Source organism: Mucilaginibacter sp. PAMC 26640 (assembly GCA_001596135.1).
GTDB lineage: Bacteria > Bacteroidota > Bacteroidia > Sphingobacteriales > Sphingobacteriaceae > Mucilaginibacter.
In genome coordinates, this window is the sequence record CP014773.1 from 5,555,411 (window position 1) to 5,577,031 (window position 21,621).

Sequence of the window (21,621 nt, forward strand, 5' to 3'; positions counted from 1 at the left end):
TAATTATGTTTGCCTGGAGATTAGCGACACCTCGTCGCTGGATTGTTCCAAATGCTGCAAATCCCTATTCCGACCACTATGGCGCCCCCTCCGGACCGGGCTTTGCAGGGCTGCGCTTTGCTCCGGCCCTCCGGGCTAAATCCTTACAATCCCTGGCGCAAATTTCAAACCATGCTTTTGAGCGAATTTGATTGCCTTAAAAAATCAACGCTCGCTTCCGTAGATCGAGATCAGCATTGAAGCATTAAGAAATGATTTTAGCCAGATCTCCACCAAGGGCTTTAGCCAAGACTTAGTTTTTTAAGATTCACTATATTTGCACCATGCTCACCCTCCGCCAGTTATTTTTAAACAACAATGCACAAACCACTCATTTCCCCCTGTTGCTGGAGTTTGAGCGTGCAGAAGGCGTTTATATGTATGATAGGGATGGCAAAGGTTTTATTGATCTGATATCAGGCATCGGCGTTAGCAATCTGGGGCATAGTAATCCGCAAGTGATCCAGGCCATAAAAGACCAGGTAGACAAATACATGCACCTGATGGTATATGGCGAATACATACAAACGCCACAGGTTCGCTTTGCAGAAAAATTGGTTACTATACTGCCAGAAAGTTTAAACTCAGTTTACTTTACCAACTCGGGTGGGGAAGCAGTAGAAGGTGCCTTGAAGTTGGCTAAGCGTTTTACCGGCAGGCAGCAGATTGTATCTATGCATAACTCTTATCATGGCAGCACACACGGTGCTTTAAGTGTAATGGGTAACGAAGAATTTAAGCAGGCTTACCGCCCCCTGTTGCCGGGAATAAATTTCATCCAATTTAATAACCCGATAGATCTGCAGCAGATCACTACCGAAACAGCCTGCGTTATCCTGGAAACTATCCAGGGAGAAGCGGGCATCCGGGTACCCGATGCTGCTTATATGCAAGCCCTGCGTTCCCGGTGTACCGAAGTGGGTGCGCTGCTCATATTAGACGAAATCCAGGCCGCCTTTGGCCGTACGGGTAAATTGTTCGCCTTTGAGCACTTCGGTATCATGCCAGATATATTATTGCTGGCCAAAGCGCTGGGCGGCGGCATGCCCGTTGGGGCCTTCATCTCTTCGGCAGAGATAATGTCGGTATTTAAGGAGAACCCTATCCTGGGCCACATCACCACTTTTGGCGGTCACCCGGTTTGCTGTGCAGCAGGGCTGGCAGCCTTAGAGGTTTTACTAAATGAAAATCTGATAGCTACCGTAGCCGAAAAAGAAGCTTTACTGCGCAGTTTGCTGGTCCACCCGGCTATCAAAGGGATTCGCGGCAAGGGACTGATGCTGGCGATCGAGTTCGACAGCTTTGAACTGAATAAAAAAATAATCGACCGCTGTATAGAAAATGGTATAATTGCCGATTGGTTCCTGCACTGCAGTAACAGCATGCGCATAGCCCCTCCACTGATTATTACCAATGTGCAAATTACAAATGCCTGCAACGTAATTATAGAGGCGATTGATTTTCATTACCGTATGAAAATCTAAGTTCAAATTTTTACAGATTATTTAATTCTATAGGGCAATTTGTGTGTAAAAACGCAGCCACCTATTTTTTTTACGAGTTAATTGGTATAATTTGTGCTTCACTAACTAAACCTGATACCATTATGCAAACAAAGCCTGCTATTATGCCTTGTATAGCCTGGCGCTGCATACTTTTCAAGTCAGGGTTACTAATTTGCGAACAAAAATTCAGGGTGCCACAATTAAACTAAAATAGATCTTTCTTAAAATATGAAAATCGCCTACATATCAACCTATCCTCCCCGCGAGTGCGGCATAGCTACGTTCAACAAAAACCTGATGCTGGCCATCAATTCAAATTTCCCAAAGAGGAAATCATTGCTTGAAGGCGGTTTTGTTGTTGCAATGAATGATTCCGAGAATTTGCAGGAATACGAGTATCCGGAAGATGTGAAATATATTATCCGCCAAAATCATCAAAAGGACTATATCCGTGCTGCTAATTATATTAATACCAGCACCGTTGATGCGGTTATTCTGGAACATGAGTTTGGTATTTTTGGCGGCGAGAGCGGCATTTATATCCTTCCGCTGATCAACAGGCTGGAGAAACCCCTCATCTCTATTCTGCATACTATTTTAAAAGATCCTAGTTATGTGCAAAAGATCATCATCCGTGAGATAGCCGAGCAGTCATCCAAGATCATTGTAATGAGTAAAAGGGCGGTTGAGTTCTTAACCACCATTTATGATATCCCAGCTGAAAAAATACAGATCATCGAACACGGCGTTCCTGATTTGGAAGCACCGGAACAAAACCCGGTAAAAAGTATCACACCGTTTAAAAATCACCGCGTGTTATTAACGTTCGGCTTGATTAGCCGTAACAAGGGCCTCGAAACCGTGGTACGTGCACTGCCAAAAATAGTTGAAAAGCATCCCGATGTAATGTACGTGGTATTGGGTAATACACACCCGGGCGTAGTAAAACACTCCGGCGAGGAATATCGCGACCACCTTAAGAGCCTGGCGGTACAATTAAAAGTGTCACAGCACCTTTCTTTCATCAATAAGTTTGTAGCCGAGGATGAACTGATAGATTATCTGACCGCCGCTGAAGTTTACGTTACCCCTTATCTGAACGAAGCACAGATTACCAGCGGTACGCTGTCTTATGCAGTAGGCGCCGGCGCTGCAGTGGTATCTACACCATACTGGCATGCTACCGAACTGCTTGACGATAACCGCGGCCGTTTGTTCGATTTTAAAAATGCGGAAATGCTGGCTGATATTGTTAACGAATTACTTGATAATGACGATACCCTGCAGGAACTGAAAGAGAACGCTTATGAATATGGCTTGCACCTGCGCTGGCCGGTAACTGGTGCAGAGTTCATTAAAGTTGCCCAGGAAGCTGCTGCTAAACATGATTTTAGTGATAAGATTCTAAAGAACAGCATTGTAGATCCGGAGGTATTACCAACATTTAGCCTTGCCCACGTTACGCGCTTAACAGATGATACCGGTATTGTACAACACGCAAAATACGGTATACCCAATTTAAAAGAAGGTTATTGTGTTGATGATAACTCACGCGCGCTCATCATGGCGCTAATGGCCTATCAACGTAACGGCAGCCAGGAAGCATATAGATTGCTACCAATCTATCTGAGCTATATTCACTATATGCAAACTGAGGATGGTAACTTCCGCAATTTCCTCAGCTTTAACAGGTCATACCTGGATGAGGTGGGTACCGAAGATTCATTTGGCCGTACTATTTGGGCGCTGGGGCATTTAATTAGTTGCGCAGCGAGCAATTCTTACAGGGAATTTGCCCTGGAGCTGTTTCACCGTTCGTTCCCGCATTTTAAAGATTTAAGATACCTGCGCGGTATGGGTAATACCATTATCGGTATCAGTCTTTACCTGCAGGCCTACCCTACTGATGAAGGCATGGTACAGGAATTAAAACAGATGACACAGCCTTTGATTGATGCTTACAACAAAACACGCAGCGACGATTGGGAATGGTTTGAAGAAAGCATGACTTATGATAATGCTATTTTACCATTGGCCCTTCTTCATTCCTGCGAGATCACCGGTGATGAAAATGCGAAAAGAATTGCATTGATCACTATGGGTTTCCTGGATAAGTTAACCCTCTCCAACGGTTATCTAAGTCCGGTAGGTAATGATGGCTGGTATCATCGTGGTGGTAAATTCCCAACTTTTGATCAGCAGGCTATAGAAACCATGGCTATGGTACTGATGCATTACCAGGCCTATCAAATATTCAGAAAACCACAGTATATTGAAAAGATGTTCTTGTGTTATAAATGGTTCCTCGGCGAAAATACCCTGCGTGCACCATTATATGACCATGAAACAAAAGGTTGCTGTGATGGCTTGCTGCCAACAGGTATCAATCGTAACCAGGGTGCAGAAAGTACATTAGCCTACCTAATATCCCATTTAACGGTATTAAGGGCATTCGAACTGGAATACGAGTACAATAAAGCTGATCAGCAGATCAAAGTTTGCTAATATGAGAGCGGCTATATTATCCCCCGTTGCCTGGCGTACACCGCCCAGGCACTACGGGCCTTGGGAGCAGGTTGCCTCTAACATTGCTGAAGGTTTAATTAAACTTGGCGTTGAAGTTACCCTTTTCGCTACCGGCGATTCGATCACCGAAGGTAAGTTGGAATCAGTTTGCGAGCAAGGCTACGAGGAAGACCGTACTCAGGATGCTAAAGTTCTGGAATGCCTGCACATCAGTAACCTAATGGAAAAGGCTGGTGAGTTTGACATTATCCACAACAATTTTGATTTTTTACCGCTTAGTTATACCGGCTTAATTAATACGCCGGTCATTACCACTATTCATGGCTTTTCATCGCCCCGGATCGTTCCGGTTTATAAAAAGTACAATGAGCGCGGTCACTATGTATCGATAAGTAATGCCGACCGTAGTCCGGAATTAGCATACATCGGTACAGTATATAATGGATTAAACACCGCCGAATTTATATTTACCGAGCAGTCCAAAGATTACCTGGTATATTTCGGTCGCATTCACCATGATAAAGGTGCCGCCGAAGCCATCCAGATCGCTAAGCAAGCGAATAAGAAACTACTTATTGCAGGTATTATCCAGGATGAAAATTACTGGCGCGAAAAGGTTGAGCCGTTTTTAGATGAGCAGATCCAATATGTAGGCCATGCCGGCCCTGATAAACGGAATGAGCTCTTAGGCAATGCTATTGCACTTTTGCACCCTATTAATTTTAAAGAGCCGTTTGGAATGAGTGTTGCCGAGGCGATGCTTTGCGGCACGCCGGTAATTGCTTTTAATAAGGGTTCGATGCCTGAATTGATTAAGGATGCGCAAACAGGATTTTTAGTTAATACAGTTGAGGAAGCCGTTACTGCGGTGGGCAAGTTAAACCAGATTAATCGAAAAGATTGCAGGGATTGGGCTAAATCGCAATTTTCAGCAGAGAAAATGGCAGGTGATTATTATAAGCTATATCAGCAGATTTTAGGGTAGTTATCTCAATTTTGTTTTTTGCGGCCTAGAACTATAAGAATATTAATTCAATCGTATTCTTTTAATTTAGGCCGCAATTGCATTTAAATCACCATGCCATGGATAATATATAGTTGGTATAGGCCTATTTTGGATAAATAAAACAGTGCCAAAAGCCTATTTTTACAGTGGTGATCATCCCTTACCACTGTCCAGATATGCTGAAACTTGATTTTACCCAAAAGAATAAGCGATTCTCCCTGATCATTTGTGCAATTTCATTTTTCGCAATACAGCATGGCCAGCTTGCATTGGCCCAGGATCCATGGAAAAACCTTGAAAAGCGGCCCGCCACCCTGGGATTGGAAAAAGGATATATTGACTTAACCGCTCCCGGTTTCAGGCTCAAACTCGTGAGGGCTTCGCAAACAGTAGCCGCCCTGCAACCAATAACCGAAAAGAATTTTGATTATACGCCAGCCGACCGCTTGAAAGTGCGCGCCAGCAATGGCATGTATCAATTAGGAGATTTAAACCTGCGGCTAAAAATAGCCGGCGAAAGCACATATAGCAAATATTCTACCGCCGCTAACCGTTCGGCGATTAAACCGCTGGTTAAGAATATGCCAGGCGTACTCGCGGCTGCCGACCTATCACCTACATTACCTTTAAATACACCTCTAAACATACAGCGTCAGTGGAAACTTGTTGACGGTACACTGGCGCTTGTTTTTAAGTTAAAGAACATCACTGCTAAAAATGTGGAGATCGGCTCCCTTGGCATGCCGATGATCTTCAACAATGTATTACAAGGCAAATCTCTGGAAGAAGCCCACGCTCAAAATGTGTTCTATGACCCTTATATTGGTAAGGATGCGGGCTACCTGCAGGTTACCCGTTTAAGTGGCAAAGGGCCGGTTTTATTGGTCACTCCCTACGGCAAATCACCTTTTGAAGCTTACAACCCTTTATTGGATGACCCTACCCCCAAGGGTATAGACTTTGAAGGCTTTTATGAGTGGATGGTTTACAGCAAAGCCTATGCAGATGATGATTGGAAAAAAGCCGATCCATGGAACACGCCTACTTCATGCATCCTAAAACCGGGTGAGACAAAAGAATTTGGCGTAAAATTTTCGCTTGCTCCGTCGATCAGAGGAATCGAACAGAAATTAGTGGAACAACATCGCCCTGTGGCTATTGGCATTCCTGGTTATGTGCTACCGCAGGATGTAGAAGCTAAACTATTTTTGAAGTACAACAAAAGTGTTAATTCTATACAGGTGGAACCGGCCGGGGCGCTTAGCATTTCTGCTATATCATCTACCAACAAAACTTTGAAAACTTACTTGGTAAAAGGTATGAAGTGGGGTCGCGCACGCCTAACAGTTACCTACGCCGATGGACTATCACAAACAATCAGCTATAAAGTTATCAAGCCCGAGGCAGAGGTATTAAAAGACTTTGGCAGTTTCCTTACCCATCAGCAATGGTACGAGAACAAAGCCGATCCCTTCGGTCGCGACCAATCGGTGATCACCTACGATTATGATAAAAAACAACAGGTAGCGCAGGATAGCCGCGTGTGGATCTCGGGCCTGAGCGACGAGGGCGGCGCAGGCAGCTGGCTGGGGGCCATGATGAAGGAATTTGCCCAGCCAGACAAAGCGGAGGTAGCCAAACTGCAGAATTTTACCGACCACACTTTATTTGGCAACATACAGCACAGCGAAGGCCCGCAAAAATATGGGGTTAAGAAAAGCGTATTTTATTACCAGCCAGACTCATTACCAAAAGGCACTTACAGCGACAGCTTAAATTGGAAGACTTGGGCCGCCTGGAGCCATAAGGACGCCAATGACGTTGGGCGAAGCTATAATTATCCGCACGTTGCCGCTGCGCATTGGGTAATGTACCGAATTGCACGTAATCATCCGGGCATGGTTAAGGGCAAAAATTGGGATTTCTATTTGAATAACTCTTATGAAACCGCCATGGCAATGGTTAAACAAGCGCCTTATTATGCTCAATTCGGGCAAATGGAAGGCACCATTTTTGTATTGCTGCTGATGGATCTGAAAGCTGAAGGGTGGCAGGATAAAGCTGCCCTCCTGGAAAAGGAAATGAAAACCCGAGCGGACCATTGGGATACGCTGCAATATCCTTTTGGTAGCGAAATGCCCTGGGACTCCACAGGGCAGGAAGAAGTTTACGCATGGTCGCAGTATTTTGGATATGGTGATAAAGCTTTGGTAACGATCAACGCTATATTGGGCTACATGCCTACCGTTCCGCATTGGGGCTATAATGGCTCTGCCCGCAGGTATTGGGATTTTCTTTATGGTGGCAAACTCTCCCGCATAGAGCGGCAGTTACACCATTACGGCTCGGGACTGAATGCTATCCCGGTATTGAGCGAGTACAGGCAACACCCGAATGATCTTTATTTGTTGCGTGTGGGCTACGGCGGCCTGATGGGTTCCATCTCAAACATTACTGAAGACGGCTTTGGTCCGGCAGCCTTCCACTCCTACCCATCAACGCTTAAAATAGACGGCCTGAGCGGAGATTACGGACCGAACTTTTTTGGTTATGCAGTAAATGCAGCCACGTATATCACCCACGATAAAGAGTTGGGGTGGCTGGCTTTCGGTGGTAATTTGAAGCAGTCGGGAAATTTGGTCAAGGTAGATATCACCAACGGCAAAAAAACTAACGTATTTATCGCCCCGGCAGGCTTGTGGCTTACGCTGGATGCGGGCACATTCAAGACGATCACTTATAATGCCCTTTCCGGCAAAGTTATTTGCACACTGAATGCAAGTGACGAATTCACACCGAAGGCATATCTAAGGATTCAATCGGGGGCTAAAGGCGTATCCTACACCATAAAAAACGCCGAAACAGCACGTGGTGCTTATGTACTCCCTTTAACTGAAAAGACACTCGATTTTGAACTGACCAAGTAATTTCAGAAAACCACTAAACAAGAAAAGACTGCCCTAGTGCAGTCTTTTCTTGTTTAGTGCGAAAAGATTATTCTATCCCGTCACTTTTTAATTTGTTGAGTAATTCCTCCAGATCTACCTCAGCAAACGCGGTTGAAGAGTCGGATACGCCATATGGAACAATCAGTTTATTGTTATGGATGAGCGCACCGCAGGAATACAATACGTTCGGCACATAACCTTCCCGTTCGTCGCTATTAGGAATCAGCAAAGGCTCTTTCAAACGACCGATCTCTATAGAAGGATCATCCAGCTTAAGCAGGCTTGCACCCAACACATAGCGGCGCATAGGGCCTACGCCATGCGTAATCACTATCCAGCCGTCCTTTGTTTCTATTGGCGACCCGCAATTTCCTATCTGCACAAACTCCCAGCTAAATTTAGGGGTTTGCAACAGTACCGGTTTTTCCCAGATATTGATCTTATCAGAATACATGATATAATTATTGCAGCCATCAATCCGGCTGATCATCATGTATTTGCCATTTACCTTCCGCGGGAATAACGCCAGATTTTTATTCTGTGCACCGGCACCGTATAAAGGCATAATTTTAAAATTATAAAAATCGGTTGTTTGCAGCAATTTCGGCATAATGAGTGCACCGTCATATGCCGTATAGGTTGCATAATAAACCGAACTTCCATCCTCATTTTGGAACTGCACAAATCGCGCATCCTCAATTCCTTTACGCTCGTATTCGGAGATCGGGAAAATTACCCTATCGGAGATATCGGTATCCAGTGAAAAAACGATCTCATAGTAAGAATCTGCCAGCCAAAGTACTTTATCATACTCCAGGCGTTTCATATCGCTCTCCTGCAATTTTTGCGAATCGAGGATGATGCGGCGCAGGTTTGAATATTCAAAATGATGATCCAGTTTACTTTCCAGTTCATTCAGAATATTCATATCAATCTGCGTAATGGCAGCTTTATCAAAAAACAATTTCTTGTTATAAACCGCATTCCGAACAATTTCAGCCTCATCTATATAACTACCTGCAGGCAACACAGTAATATTATTGAATTTATCAATCAGCGCACGGCGGAAAGTAATTGAAGAGATGTGCCCCTCTCCTACCGCTCTAAAACTAATAATAACACGGCGTTGGCCATCTTCCAGCTCCGTCTGATCCGGATCTTCTACAATAGAAGGATTAAAAAACGCCGCAGATTCGATGGAGTATTCATGCGTAAAATAGGAACCTACAAGAAGCTTACGGTAAACGGTAAGCGTATCAAAATCAATTCCCAGTTCTTCAAAAAGCGGCTTCAACTTACTGCAATGCCGGTTTAAAACCCGGGTAATATTACGGTGGCGTTTAGAATATTCCTGTAATATCGGAGAAACTATACCAAATGCAGTCTCTTCACTTATTCCCATTACCCGTTGTAAAACCTCTTTAGCCCTATCGTTCCCGTTAAAAAAGAATCTTGCTATAACGCGTTTCGGATCTGGATTTACTCTTACTGGTTTTCTTTCTATGGAAAGTCTCATCTAAAAATAGTTTAGTTTGATAACACCTTTAGCGTTAAATTGATTTGAGCATTTTAAAAAACTTCAATCAGGGGTGTATACTTAATTAGCTACAGCAGCCAGGCAAACATCGCCTTTTTGTTCGTGCTTTTTTAATAACTCAGTTGCTTTATTGATGTTTGTTTATTTAAAAGGTTTAATATGATAATGGTTAAGCCATCCTTTTGCGCTTAATAAGGTATTCTTTAAGAATGTTATAATAATCCCCTTCAATATCTGCATCAATGATATCAATGTGGTATTGTGCGCATTTCAACGCCAACTGCTGGCGATATTGATGCACAGAAGCCCGGTAACTGTCCCGGATCTTATTTGGATGTACCCGCACCTCATCGCCGGTTTCAATATCTACAAAATGATGCGGGCGGTTATCGAAATTAAAATCAACTTCCGCATTCCTGCTAGTTACGTTGAATATAACCACCTCATGTTTCTTGTACTTAAGGTGCTGTATGGCTGCAAAAAGGCCCTGCATTTTTTGCGGATTGAGGCTATTCTCCAGCATATCGCTGAATATGATCACCATTGATCGCTGGTGAATTTCACCTGCAATGTGATGTAACACCTGCGAAATATTAGTGGATGTATTTGCCTTTGGACTATTGTAAGCCAGTTCCAACTGCGCATACAGATAAAATAAGTGTGCAGACGTAGAGCGCGCCGGGCTCATCCAGTCCATTTTATCAGAAAATAAACACAAGCCGAACGCATCCCTCTGTTTTTTAAACAGGTACATGAGCGATGCAATAGCGTAGACTGAAAACTGTAGTTTGCTGATTCCATCAGCAGGGAAATTCATAGAGGAAGACGTATCCAACAGGAGGTAACAGCGCAGGTTGGTTTCTTCCTCAAACTGCTTAACAAATAATTTATCAGTACGGGCCAGCAGTTTCCAATCAACATTCTTAACAGATTCTCCGTTATTGTAAAGACGGTGCTCCGCAAATTCAACTGAAAATCCATGAAACGGACTTTGGTGTAAGCCCGTAATAAAGCCCTCCACTACCTGTCTGGCCAGCAATTCCAGGTTGGCCAGCTGGCGTATCTGTTGGTTACTATTTAACTGGGGCATTTTGCCAAGGTAGTAATTTAGCTAAACAAACCTAACGTGATTTATTGCGCCTTATTACCATTTAAAACCTGGTATATAAAGCCAATTGCAATACGTGGTTAACCGTATGGCTTTCTGCTGCTTTAACATACTGATTAAGATAGCCCACTTCGGTATCAAACTTTTTGCTGAAACGATAACCAAATGCCCCGTAGGCCCGGTTTTGATCAAAGAGGTGAGTATTTACCTTGTCTTTATTTTGAACATTAGCAAAAATCTCGTTCTGCACTGCAAAGAAGGGGCCTTTGGCAAAAACCGAATCGCCTTTGAAAGGAATTACCGCTCTCGCAAAATAGCGCAATCGCTGAGAAAAAAAATGATCGTTTCGCTCAACGCCAGCCACAGCAGTATTACCTAAAAAACGTTGCTCCAATCTGAAACGGTGTTGCAGCATAGCGCCTTTACCGAGCTTTTGGTTGATAATGAATTGCTGCCAGATACGGCTTTCGGGCCGAAAGGTTTTGCTTTCGCCGGCCCGGCCATTAGCGGTAACATAAGCGTAGCCTAATGCACCAATTTTGTTATTCGCGAAATAGTAGTTAACCGATGGGCGCAAAAGAATGTTCCGCAAATAGTCATATTGATCTGCCGATCTAAATTGCCCGTCGAAAGAAGCTCCCCAGCGTTTGGAAAAACGCTGTGTGTGAAATAAGGCCCCCCAGCCGGTAAATTGGTTATCCTGCGCTAATAACTTAACAGGAGCCAACAATGTAAAAAGCAGCATAAGCTGCATGAATTTATTTTTCATAAAAAATAATGGTGATGATAAACTCATGGCAGCATACCGTGGGGGGCACAGCGTTATAGCTACCAAGCAACAAATTTATAAATTTCAGCCTAAAACACTAATCTTTAAACTTAGCGATCGGCTTTCGGCCCAAATCATAAATTAAACGAAAAGCTTCTTGGTTGCTCCCGCTACTTAACGGTGTTTGATGAAAACTGAGAATAAACTGGCCGGTTAAACCTTTGTATAAAAATGGCGTGTAAATAATATCTAAACGATTGTAGGTTTTATATTGGTAGTAAGCATCGCCGTATGTCACATCGTGCCCATCTCCTTTATAAAATTCATCGTACAAAGCAAAACGCTTGTAACTGGCATAGGCGTTGGCCACAAACCCGGTAGGCTTCCTAAATCCGGACACATTACGGGTACGCTCTAACGACATCATACCGCCTGCTTCTATATTTAGTGAATCGAGGAAAGTTTTGTGACTAAAGTTGGCCCCAAGTTTCACCTGTATAGCACCGTTATCACGGATATGATCATCCGGAATAGGGACTGCCGGGCCAGCATCGTGCAATAGAAAGAAGTAATGTGCAAGGTAAAGAGGCCCTTTTAAAAATGGCTGATACTTGCCCGAAAAACCAAAGAGGAATTGCTCACGTTCGGTATCAGTCTGGCGGCTCACCCAATCTATCCAAACGGTTTCACTAAAGTTTTTCGTGTGGTAGGTGGTAAGCAGGCCCTCAATGTTTGGCCTGAAGTACCGCAGCGTGTCGTTCAGCAATGCCCGCGGGTAATTGGTCAATAAGTTTTCACGGGGAAACTCACCACCGAAAAAAGACCAATTTTTGCCGGTATGCTGAAAATAAGCCACCGGGTTTACTTTTAAAAAATAAGGCTTGGCTCCAAACTCGTGCAGGCCGTTGGCTCCAAACACAAAGCGGTTTGCGCTATCCAGGTTAAGGCCAACATCCAGGGCCAGGCGGGTGCCCGAATAGGTGCGTGAGCGGATCAGCGACTCTTTGTATTCCCGGTTGTCAAAAAATACCGAGCCGTTAAAATGCAGATCTACCGTTTGGGCAGATGCTAATCGGTTTATTAAAATGGCGAATAGCAGTAGGGGGAGTATTTTTTTAAACATGCGATGAATGTTTTATTCAACTAAAAATTTAATCAGCGGGCTGTTTTTACTTCCGCTAAACGGTTCGGTACGGATAGAAAACACCAGATAATATTTGCCCTTTACGGGCGGTGTGGTAACCGTCATTTTATATGTGGCAGTGGCACCCTTTTTTAAAGCAATACCGTTAAATGTACTATCAGCCTGCTGTAAAGCAACCAAATCTGTTTTCCCTTTAAAAAAACAAGCTTCTAAAAATGCCTTGTGTTTGTAACCCTCATTGGCAAAAGTAATATCAAATGGGTATGGGTTGGTTAGTTTGAGGTCAAATTGTATTTTTTGTCCGGGTCGCGCGGCGATAGCTTCCGGTGATGCTTCAATAGCTACTTTTTGATACGTGCGCGCATCCTCTATCCAACCGCCGTAATAAATGTTATGCCCACCCGGTATCATATCTGTTGTTACCCCTTTTATTGGCCCTGTAAATACGCCGTAAACCCGCTTGTGCTGCAGGCTGTCCTCAAAAGGCCAGATATCGTACATGGTACGGCCATAATAACGGGAATCGTAGGAGAAACCCTTTAGCGTGTGGTTGTAGAAATTATATTTCGATGGATTTTGGAAACCATCATCCATCACCATATAAGCATTACCTGCTTTTTTATGAATTTCCATTGCCCACTTTTTGTACCCAAAGTAAGTATCCAGCGCCTGGATCTTTTGCATAACGGGCCATTGGAACAGCAGCGCTACCCTCAGTAATAATACCAGCCCGATATTGATCAATAGCAGCCGTTGGTACCAAACCGGAAACAGATTTCCTTTACTGAAATTAATAAGTGCAAGAGCCGTCAGCGGGCCAAACGCTATCAAGGTGTAGTGAGGCTGCACATCCGCATTAAGCGTATTCACTAAAAAAAAAGCGAACGTGCCGATAGCATTGAACATTAAAGTTCGTGTAAAGGCGTCGGAAACTTTTGCCGTAAACCCTTTATAAAACAGGTACCAGCTGCTTAAAACGCCGCCAAGCAACAATTGCCCGGATAGGTATTCAATACTATCCCCAATTTTATAGGTACGGTCTGTAGAGCGTTCAAACAACTGGTAATTCACCGCAGGAAATCCATGGTGCATTTGCCATAAAATATGCGGGACGAGTATAATTAACGCCGTTAACATAGCTAGGTAAAACGAGCCCCGCTTGAATAACTTAAAGTTGGACAATACCGTAAAGCCGATCACCAATACACCATGATACTTACTGTAAAGCAGGCAAGCTGCAATTACGCCCATTAAAAGTCCGGTTAAAAAACCATCCTTGGTAATGTAACGCTGGTATACGTAGTAAAAAAGCACAGCAAAAAAGAATAGGGGTGCATCTGGCGTAGTGGTGAAACCATAAACATGAAAAACCAACACGCTGCTTATCGCCAGGATAAACCAATGAGGGCTTACCCTATACGGTTTAAGAATGAGCCTTAACAGGTAAATTGCTGCACTGTTGGTAAATACAGCCATCAGCCGAATGCCCAATTCATTATGTAGCAAAGTGTAGCCAATTTTGATGAAGAGCGCCATCATTGGCGGGTGATAAAAATAGCCCCAATCGAGCTTCTGTGCATAAACCCAGTAATAGGCCTCGTCGCCGTGCAATTCAAGGGTATAAGCCTGCACAAGGTTGAGCAATGTCCAGCACAAAATAAAATACCAAACGGGCTTGTCGGACTTACTTGTATCAGCGGCAGTGTTGGTCATTTATGCAATTATGCTGCAAAGGTAAAATATTTGAAGTTAGCGAGGTATAAATTACCGGGCTGAATGTAGGCACAAATTGCCCAAAAAAAGAAATCCTGCCGTTTGGGCAGGATTTGAGCGAAAGACGAGATTCGAACTCGCGACCCCGACCTTGGCAAGGTCGTGCTCTACCAACTGAGCTACTTTCGCATTGGGGTGGCAAAAGTAAGCTAATTATTTATTTGTCAAAAAATATTTTGAAAAAAAATGATCCTTTGAAAAGACATGAGCATTCAATAAAAAATTCAATATTTGGAGTATGATCGAAAAATACACTAACATCATCAAACAGCCGCGTTTAAAGATCCTCGACATTTTGGATCAGTTCACGCTGGACCAACTCAATACCATCCCGGTAAGATTTAACAATAATATCATCTGGAATCTTGGCCACATGGTGGCCACACAACAAGGCATTTGTTACAAGCGTGCAGGTTTATCAACCCGTGTGAGCGAAACTTTTTTTGAGACGTACAAACCAGATACTAAACCCGTTGGCCCTGCCAACCAGCAGCAATTTGCCGAAATTAAGGAGTTAATGATATCAACGCTGGAGCAGTTTGAGAAAGATTATAATGCAAATCTGTTCGGCAACTACCCTACCTGGACTACCCGCTACGGAGTGGAAATAACAAGTATTGACGACGCTATCGCGTTTCTACCCTTTCACGAAGGATTGCACGTTGGCTATATTATGGCGATGAGGAAGCTGGTGTAGAGCGAAATAGTACAATACTAGTTCTATTCAAGGCGCAATTGGAGTGGGCACAATAACCATCGATACTAAAGTAAATTCCAAAGGCATACTTACTCATGATCATTGGTCTCATTCTTTTAGGCAATTTGCCAAATTTATGTCAAACTTTAGGCGCGTGAAATTTTTGTTCCCTTTATTGTTTTCCTGTAAGCAATGTAAGCTTTCCGCAAAGTAAATTTTTCTGATGACTCATAGAGGATTGTTTAATAAATTTTATTAGTAAATTTAATTAAAGGCACTAAATTAAATATTATGAATCTTCAATTCATTCATGACACGAAAGGAAATACGACCGGTGTATTTATACCTATTGAAGAATGGCAATTACTAACAGAAAAATATACTGAACTACAAGAAGAAGAATTATCAAATCAGGTAAAGTTAAATTCATGGCAAACTGAGCTTATTGATGAGAGACTTAACGATTATTATGCTAATTCTGCTCGTACAGAAAGTTTTGACGACATGCTCACTGATATTGCAAAAACTTTGTGAGCTACGCTTTTATTAACAGACCCTATGTTCGTACGGATGTTAAAAACGCAGTGGATTATTATAAAGAAATCTCCCCAAAACTTGCCAAACAATTTCTTTATAGAATTAGGGAAGCTTAGGTGCATATAGAACGAACTCCGTTAAGCTTTCAAATTAAATACAAAAATGTTAGAACTTTAATGCTAAAACAATTTCCTTTCCATATCCACTATTTAGTCGACAACGAAAACAGGAAAATAATTATTCTTGCAATCATTCACGCTCATCGAAATCCAAATGATTACACAGCAAGATAACACGCAAAAAAGCCCGGCTATTGCCAGGCTTATTCTATAATTTAATACCGAACGCTAATTACACGCCCAGCAACAACCTTGTAGGGTCTTCTAATAACTGTTTTACTCGCACCAGGAAGCTTACCGATTCGCGACCGTCAATAATACGGTGGTCGTAAGATAATGCAAGGTACATCATCGGGCGGATCACCACTTGTCCATTTACGGCAACCGGGCGCTCTATGATATTGTGCATGCCTAAAATAGCACTTTGTGGTGAGTTAATGATTGGGGTAGACATCATGGAACCAAATACACCACCGTTGGTGATTGTAAAGGTGCCGCCTGTCATTTCTTCAATTGTAAGCTTACTTTCACGGGCTTTACCAGCCAATACAACAATAGCTTTTTCAATTTCGGCCAGGCTCATGCTTTCTGCGTTGCGAATAACCGGAACTACCAATCCTTTTGGTGCAGAAACCGCGATAGAGATATCGGCAAAATTACTGTACACCACTTCTTCTCCTTCAATCCGCGCATTTACGGCAGGCCATTCTTTCAAAGCCTCGGTAACCGCTTTGGTAAAAAACGACATGAAACCTAAGCCTACACCATGTTTCTCTTTAAATTTATCTTTGTATTTGCTGCGCACTTCCATGATTGGTGCCATATCCACTTCGTTGAAAGTGGTTAACATGGCCGTCTCATTTTTAACCGCAACCAAACGCCTTGCAACGGTTTTGCGTAGTGATGACATCTTTTCACGCTTATCTGTGCGTGAACCCGCAGGCGGAGCCGGTGTTGCAGCGGCAGGTGCAGATTTAGCAGGAGCAGCCGGAGTTGGTGCAACGGCAGGCTTTTGAGCTGATAAGGCATCACCTTTTGTGATACGACCATCAACACCGGTACCATTTATCGATGACGATTCTACGCCTTTTTCAGCCAATATTTTTGCAGCAGCCGGTGATGGAACGCCCGATGCATAAGTGGTTCCTTTTGATGGAGCAGCCTGAGGTGATTCGTTCACGGCATCTGCAACCGTAGGGGTAACATGCGCAGGAGCTCCGGCGCCCGAAGCACTACCGCCTTCTATTGTGCAAACTACAGCTCCAATCGGAAGGGTGTCGCCTTCTTTAGCTATCGTTTTTAAGGTTCCCGCTTTTTCGGCCGTTAATTCGAATGTGGCCTTGTCTGATTCCAGTTCTGCGATAGCCTCATCCATTTCAACAGTATCGCCATCTTTTTTCATCCAGCGGGATAGGGTAACCTCGGTGATCGACTCGCCTACTGTTGGCACTTTGATCTCTAACGATGATGAACCGCTTTGATCAGGTGCTGGTGCGTAACCGTTGGCAGGCACTTCCGGACTAACCGCTTTACCGGGCTCCTCAGTTTTAGCAGTCACGGGAGTTGATTCCTTTTCTGCAACAGGGGCAGCAGGTGCCTGATCTGCGGCAGCGGCAGGTGTACCAGTACCTTCTTCAATACTTGCTACTACAGCGCCAATGGCTAATGTATCACCTTCGCTTGCTTTGGTAGTTAAAGTCCCGGCCTTTTCGGCAGTAAGCTCAAAAGTAGCCTTGTCTGATTCCAGCTCGGCTATCACTTCGTCCATTTCCACATGGTCGCCGTCTTTTTTCTTCCAGGCTGATAATGTTACTTCGGTAATGGATTCGCCTACCGGCGGAACTTTTATTTCTAAACTCATATAATAGTAGTTGTAGTTGATATCGTGAATTTAAATGATAACTGGAAGATTGATCAGTAGTGAATCCCATAACGTTCATTCACTACTGCACTTCAACAAATCAATCCGCTCCGGCGTTAGCCATTTTTTCTGTCGTTTTCTTAATACTTTCTTTAACCGTTTTACCTGCTGGGGTATCAAATGCTTTAGCAACAATGTGAGCCTGTTGGGCCGCATGCTGTTTCGCAAAACCGGTTGCCGTGCTGGCACCTTCCAAACGGGAGATCACCTGCAGGTTAAAGTGTTTATCGTTATGGAACTTGCGGCAAATGTATGGCCAAGCACCCATGTTCTCCGGTTCTTCCTGCACCCAGATAAACTCAGTTGCTTTTTCGTATTTGGCCTTAATTTTTATGATCTGCTGAATAGGAGTTGGGTACAATTGTTCAACTCTTACTATCGCTACATCCTTCCGTTTATCTACCTGTTGCTTTTCCTGCAGATCATAATAAATCTTACCGGTACATAACAACACGCGTTTCACCTTTTTAGGCTCAGCGTAATTGTCATCTATCAGCTCAAGGAATTTACCATTTGTAAATTCTTCCAATGGCGAAACGCACTTAGGGCTGCGCAATAGACTTTTCGGTGTGAAGATGATGAGCGGCTTGCGAAAATCGCGGCGCATTTGCCTTCTTAATATATGAAAGAAGTTGGCAGGCGTTGTGCAATTAGCCACCTGGATATTATCATCAGCACAAAGCTCTAAAAAGCGCTCTACGCGGGCTGATGAATGCTCAGGGCCCTGGCCTTCATAACCGTGTGGCAACAGCATCACCAAGCCATTACCACGCTGCCATTTTGTTTCGGCACTGGCAATATACTGGTCAATAATGATCTGTGCACCGTTGAAGAAATCACCAAACTGTGCTTCCCATATGGTTAATGCATTGGGGTTAGCCATAGCGTAGCCATACTCAAAACCCAATACCCCGTATTCAGAAAGTAAAGAATTGAATATGCTTAATCTTGCTTCTTCGTTAATGGTTCCTAATGGCGTATATTCATCCTCCGATTCCGCCAGAGTTAACACAGCATGGCGGTGTGAAAAAGTACCGCGCTTAACATCTTCTCCGCTCAACCTTACCGGTGTGCCTTCTTTTAACAAGGTACCGTAAGCCAGCAGTTCGCCCATTGCCCAATCAAAAACGCCGGTTTTGTTAACCATCGCATTGCGGTCTTCAAATAACTTCTCAATCTTTTTGAAAAACTGTTTGTCCTTCGGCAATACGGTCAGTTTGTTTCCTATTTCAACAATATCTTCCTTGCTAACAGCGGTATCTATTGCAGAGATCAGTTCTTTATGGTTAGCCAAATGCAGGCCGCTCCAGGCGCCCTCAAACATGGCTATGGTATCGGTAAACCTGTCTTCCGCTTTCGACTCGTCCAGCATTTGCTGTAGCTCCGCACGAAAATCTTTTTCCAGGCCTTTTACAAAAGCATCATCAACAGAACCCTCGGCAATTAATTTTTTACTGTAGATCTGTAGTGGGTTCGGGTGAGCCTCTATCGCTTTGTACAATACCGGCTGCGTGAATTTTGGCTCATCCGCCTCGTTGTGGCCGTAGCGGCGGTAACAAAGGATATCGATAAATACATCCTCGTTAAATACCTGGCGGTATTCCATTGCAAGGTTAACTACATAAGCCAATGCTTCAACATCATCACCATTTACGTGGAAAACAGGCGAAAGCACAGTTTTTGCCACATCTGTACAATAAGTACTCGAACGGGCATCCTTATAGTTGGTGGTAAAACCAATTTGATTATTAATAACCAGGTGAATGGTACCACCTGTACGGTAACCATCAAGTTTCTCCATCTGCAGTACCTCGTACACAATGCCCTGGCCTGCTACAGAGGCATCGCCATGGATCAGTATCGGTGCAATTTTAGAATGGTCGCCGTTGTATTTAAAATCTATTTTAGACCGGGTGATACCTTCTACAACCGGATCTACCGCCTCTAAGTGCGATGGATTAGGGCAAAGGCTCAGGTGAACGTTTTTACCCTTTTTAGTCGTAATATCGGTTGAGAACCCTAAGTGATATTTTACGTCGCCGCCAAATGGAGACTCGCTGTCATAGTTTTTACCTTCGAACTCAGAGAACACCTCTTTATAGGTTTTCTCCATGATGTTGGTAAGCACATTTAAACGGCCACGGTGAGCCATACCGATGATAAATTCTTCGATACCCAGATCTGAACCCTGTTTGATTACGGAATCCAGCGCGGGAATAAGTGCCTCAGCACCCTCCAGTGAAAAACGTTTTTGACCAAGAAATTTTGTACCAAGGAAGTTTTCAAAAACAACGGCTTCGTTTAATTTCGAAAGCATCATCTTTTTATCCTCAATACCAAACTTTGGTGTATTGCGCCTCGTTTCCATCCTGTCCTCAAACCATTTCAGTTTGATAGGATTACGCAGATAGCGATACTCGGCACCAATAGTTTGGCAATACGTATCTTCCAGCAACTGGCGAATATCACGCAATTTAGCGGGGCCTAAACCAACTTCAACGCCGGCGTTAAACACCGTATCCATATCTGCATCGCTTAAACCAAATGTTTCCAGTTCCTTGCCCGGAAAGTATTTGCGGCGTTCGCGCACAGGGTTAGTTTTGGTAAATAAGTGGCCGCGCGTGCGGTACCCATTTATCATATTCATTACGTTGATCTCCTTCAGCAGGTTATCAGGCGTAGCTTGGGCAGTTGCAGTTGCCGCACCCTTTGCAGGCTGCGTGTCTCTACCAAAATCAAAGCCTTCAAAAAACTTTTGCCAACCAAAATCTACCGATTCCGGGTCTTGTTTATATGCTTCGTATAGGGAGTCAATGTAGGCAGCGTTGCCGCTATCAATGTAATTTAGGCGATCCATGAGAAACCAATATTGTAAAACAGTGCAAAATTAAGCATAATACTACAATATGCCCCAAATTATATGTTATAACTTTTGAGGCAAACCAATGTTTGTGACTTAAGGATTTCTTTTGGGAACAAAATTGCTGTTTACGACCATAGAATTACCATTTCGAGTCAATAAGATTTAACCTTTAATAAACTATCTATTGCTGGCTCATCAATTCGATCTCATCACTAACTACTTTCAGCAATGACAGGTCACCTTCAGCATCCTGCAATAGTTGCCACATCATTACGCCGCCTGCTTTGGAGATGGCAAGCTTCGTTTTCTTCTTGATAGTAAGTGCGCCGTTGTAATAAATAGTACCGCCGCTACTTACGCTAACCTGATCGGTATCTGCAGCATCAGGATATTTGTTAACGATATTTTTGTACGCCATATCAGTGGGCGCATCCTTGCCAAAGCCATACCCATAAAAAGGTAAGCCCAAATTTAACTTTGCTTTTGGGATACCCCGCTCAATAGTCCAATAATCCAAATCCTGCACGGCCATATCGTAGGGTGCATGCTGTCCCGGTTTATCCATGTCCCAAGGGCCTGTTTTATCGTAACTCATTTCGTTTACAAAATCAAACTGGGCCAGGGCTCTGTCTGTATACCTTTTGGCATAATAAGTTGCAATGGCTGCCGTCATCAGCTTTTGTTTGGCTTTCAAAGCTACGCCCAGGTGAATAACAAAGGATTCATAATTGCTATCGATCATACGCCCTTCCAGATCCACATCGATCCCATCCACTTTATTATCAACAACCATTTTTAACAGCGAACTGATCAGGACTTCCTGCTTATCTCCTGCCAGCATACCCGACAGATATTTTGGCGGCGCACCGCCAGCAATTGACAACAAAACCTGCACATGTTTTTTGTGAGCATACCGGCATACTTTCTTGAGATCAGTTGGCGTGCTAAATTTCCCTGCAGAATCCGGATTGAGGAAGGCGATATTGAGGTGAGTGAGTTTCTCTAATTGAAATTTCTTTACTTCAGCCAGCAAATTGATGTGATTGCGTGTATAGCCAACAACCATAAACCGAGTAGACTGCAAGTTGTGCCCAGACTGCGCCAGGGCCCTGCCACAAACAAACGCCAT

15 protein-coding genes and 1 tRNA gene are annotated in these 21,621 nt (G+C 43.6%); 7 read left to right on the forward strand and 9 right to left on the reverse strand.

Features of this window, described 5'->3' with window-relative positions:
- Positions 1–42: 42 nt before the first annotated feature.
- The 5 genes from A0256_24265 to A0256_24285 all read left to right on the forward strand — a co-directional run bounded on the left by A0256_24265 (position 43) and on the right by A0256_24285 (position 8,003).
- Positions 43–240, forward strand: coding sequence for a hypothetical protein (locus tag A0256_24265; protein ID AMR34344.1), 198 nt, complete (start codon positions 43–45; stop codon positions 238–240).
- Positions 241–323: 83 nt separating this feature from the next.
- Positions 324–1,523, forward strand: a complete 1,200-nt coding sequence (locus tag A0256_24270; GenBank protein ID AMR34345.1) for an aminotransferase class III — start codon at positions 324–326, stop codon at positions 1,521–1,523.
- Between the two features lie 249 nt (positions 1,524–1,772).
- Complete coding sequence (locus A0256_24275) at positions 1,773–4,049, forward strand: glycosyl transferase (GenBank protein AMR34346.1); 2,277 nt, start codon at positions 1,773–1,775, stop codon at positions 4,047–4,049.
- Between the two features lies 1 nt (position 4,050).
- A complete protein-coding gene (locus A0256_24280; protein ID AMR34347.1) occupies positions 4,051–5,055 on the forward strand; it encodes a glycosyl transferase in 1,005 nt (334 codons plus the stop codon).
- Between the two features lie 197 nt (positions 5,056–5,252).
- A complete protein-coding gene (locus tag A0256_24285) occupies positions 5,253–8,003 on the forward strand; it encodes a hypothetical protein (GenBank protein AMR34348.1) in 2,751 nt (916 codons plus the stop codon).
- Between the two features lie 67 nt (positions 8,004–8,070).
- Here A0256_24285 and A0256_24290 read toward each other — a convergent pair whose 3' ends face one another.
- From A0256_24290 to A0256_24315, 6 genes are all read right to left on the reverse strand, one after another.
- On the reverse strand, positions 8,071–9,540 hold the full coding sequence (locus A0256_24290; GenBank protein AMR34349.1) for a glycosidase: 1,470 nt from the start codon (positions 9,538–9,540) through the stop codon (positions 8,071–8,073).
- 190 nt (positions 9,541–9,730) lie between these two features.
- The gene (locus tag A0256_24295; protein AMR34350.1) at positions 9,731–10,651 is read right to left on the reverse strand and encodes a hypothetical protein; all 921 of its coding nucleotides are present in this window, start codon (positions 10,649–10,651) and stop codon (positions 9,731–9,733) included.
- 61 nt (positions 10,652–10,712) lie between these two features.
- Positions 10,713–11,438, reverse strand: coding sequence for a hypothetical protein (locus tag A0256_24300; GenBank protein ID AMR34351.1), 726 nt, complete (start codon positions 11,436–11,438; stop codon positions 10,713–10,715).
- A 97-nt stretch (positions 11,439–11,535) separates the two neighbouring features.
- A complete protein-coding gene (locus tag A0256_24305) occupies positions 11,536–12,561 on the reverse strand; it encodes a hypothetical protein (GenBank protein AMR34352.1) in 1,026 nt (341 codons plus the stop codon).
- A 12-nt stretch (positions 12,562–12,573) separates the two neighbouring features.
- Positions 12,574–14,295 (reverse strand): hypothetical protein, encoded by a 1,722-nt coding sequence (locus A0256_24310; protein AMR34353.1) that lies wholly within the window; start codon positions 14,293–14,295, stop codon positions 12,574–12,576.
- A gap of 113 nt (positions 14,296–14,408) precedes the next feature.
- Positions 14,409–14,484 (reverse strand) — tRNA-Gly (locus A0256_24315).
- 109 nt (positions 14,485–14,593) lie between these two features.
- Between A0256_24315 and A0256_24320 the strand changes: the two genes are divergently transcribed.
- Both A0256_24320 and A0256_24325 read left to right on the forward strand, forming a co-directional pair.
- Positions 14,594–15,052: a hypothetical protein gene (locus A0256_24320; GenBank protein ID AMR34354.1), complete on the forward strand. Its 459-nt coding sequence runs from the start codon at positions 14,594–14,596 to the stop codon at positions 15,050–15,052.
- Positions 15,053–15,343: 291 nt separating this feature from the next.
- Positions 15,344–15,586: a hypothetical protein gene (locus tag A0256_24325; protein ID AMR34355.1), complete on the forward strand. Its 243-nt coding sequence runs from the start codon at positions 15,344–15,346 to the stop codon at positions 15,584–15,586.
- 354 nt (positions 15,587–15,940) lie between these two features.
- Here the strand turns inward: A0256_24325 and A0256_24330 are convergent, their stop codons facing one another.
- The 3 genes from A0256_24330 to A0256_24340 form a co-directional block, all read right to left on the reverse strand.
- Positions 15,941–17,569, reverse strand: a complete 1,629-nt coding sequence (locus tag A0256_24330) for a dihydrolipoamide succinyltransferase (protein ID AMR34356.1) — start codon at positions 17,567–17,569, stop codon at positions 15,941–15,943.
- A 100-nt stretch (positions 17,570–17,669) separates the two neighbouring features.
- Positions 17,670–20,486, reverse strand: a complete 2,817-nt coding sequence (locus A0256_24335; protein AMR34357.1) for a 2-oxoglutarate dehydrogenase subunit E1 — start codon at positions 20,484–20,486, stop codon at positions 17,670–17,672.
- Positions 20,487–20,673: 187 nt separating this feature from the next.
- The gene (locus tag A0256_24340; protein AMR34358.1) at positions 20,674–21,621 is read right to left on the reverse strand and encodes a hypothetical protein; all 948 of its coding nucleotides are present in this window, start codon (positions 21,619–21,621) and stop codon (positions 20,674–20,676) included.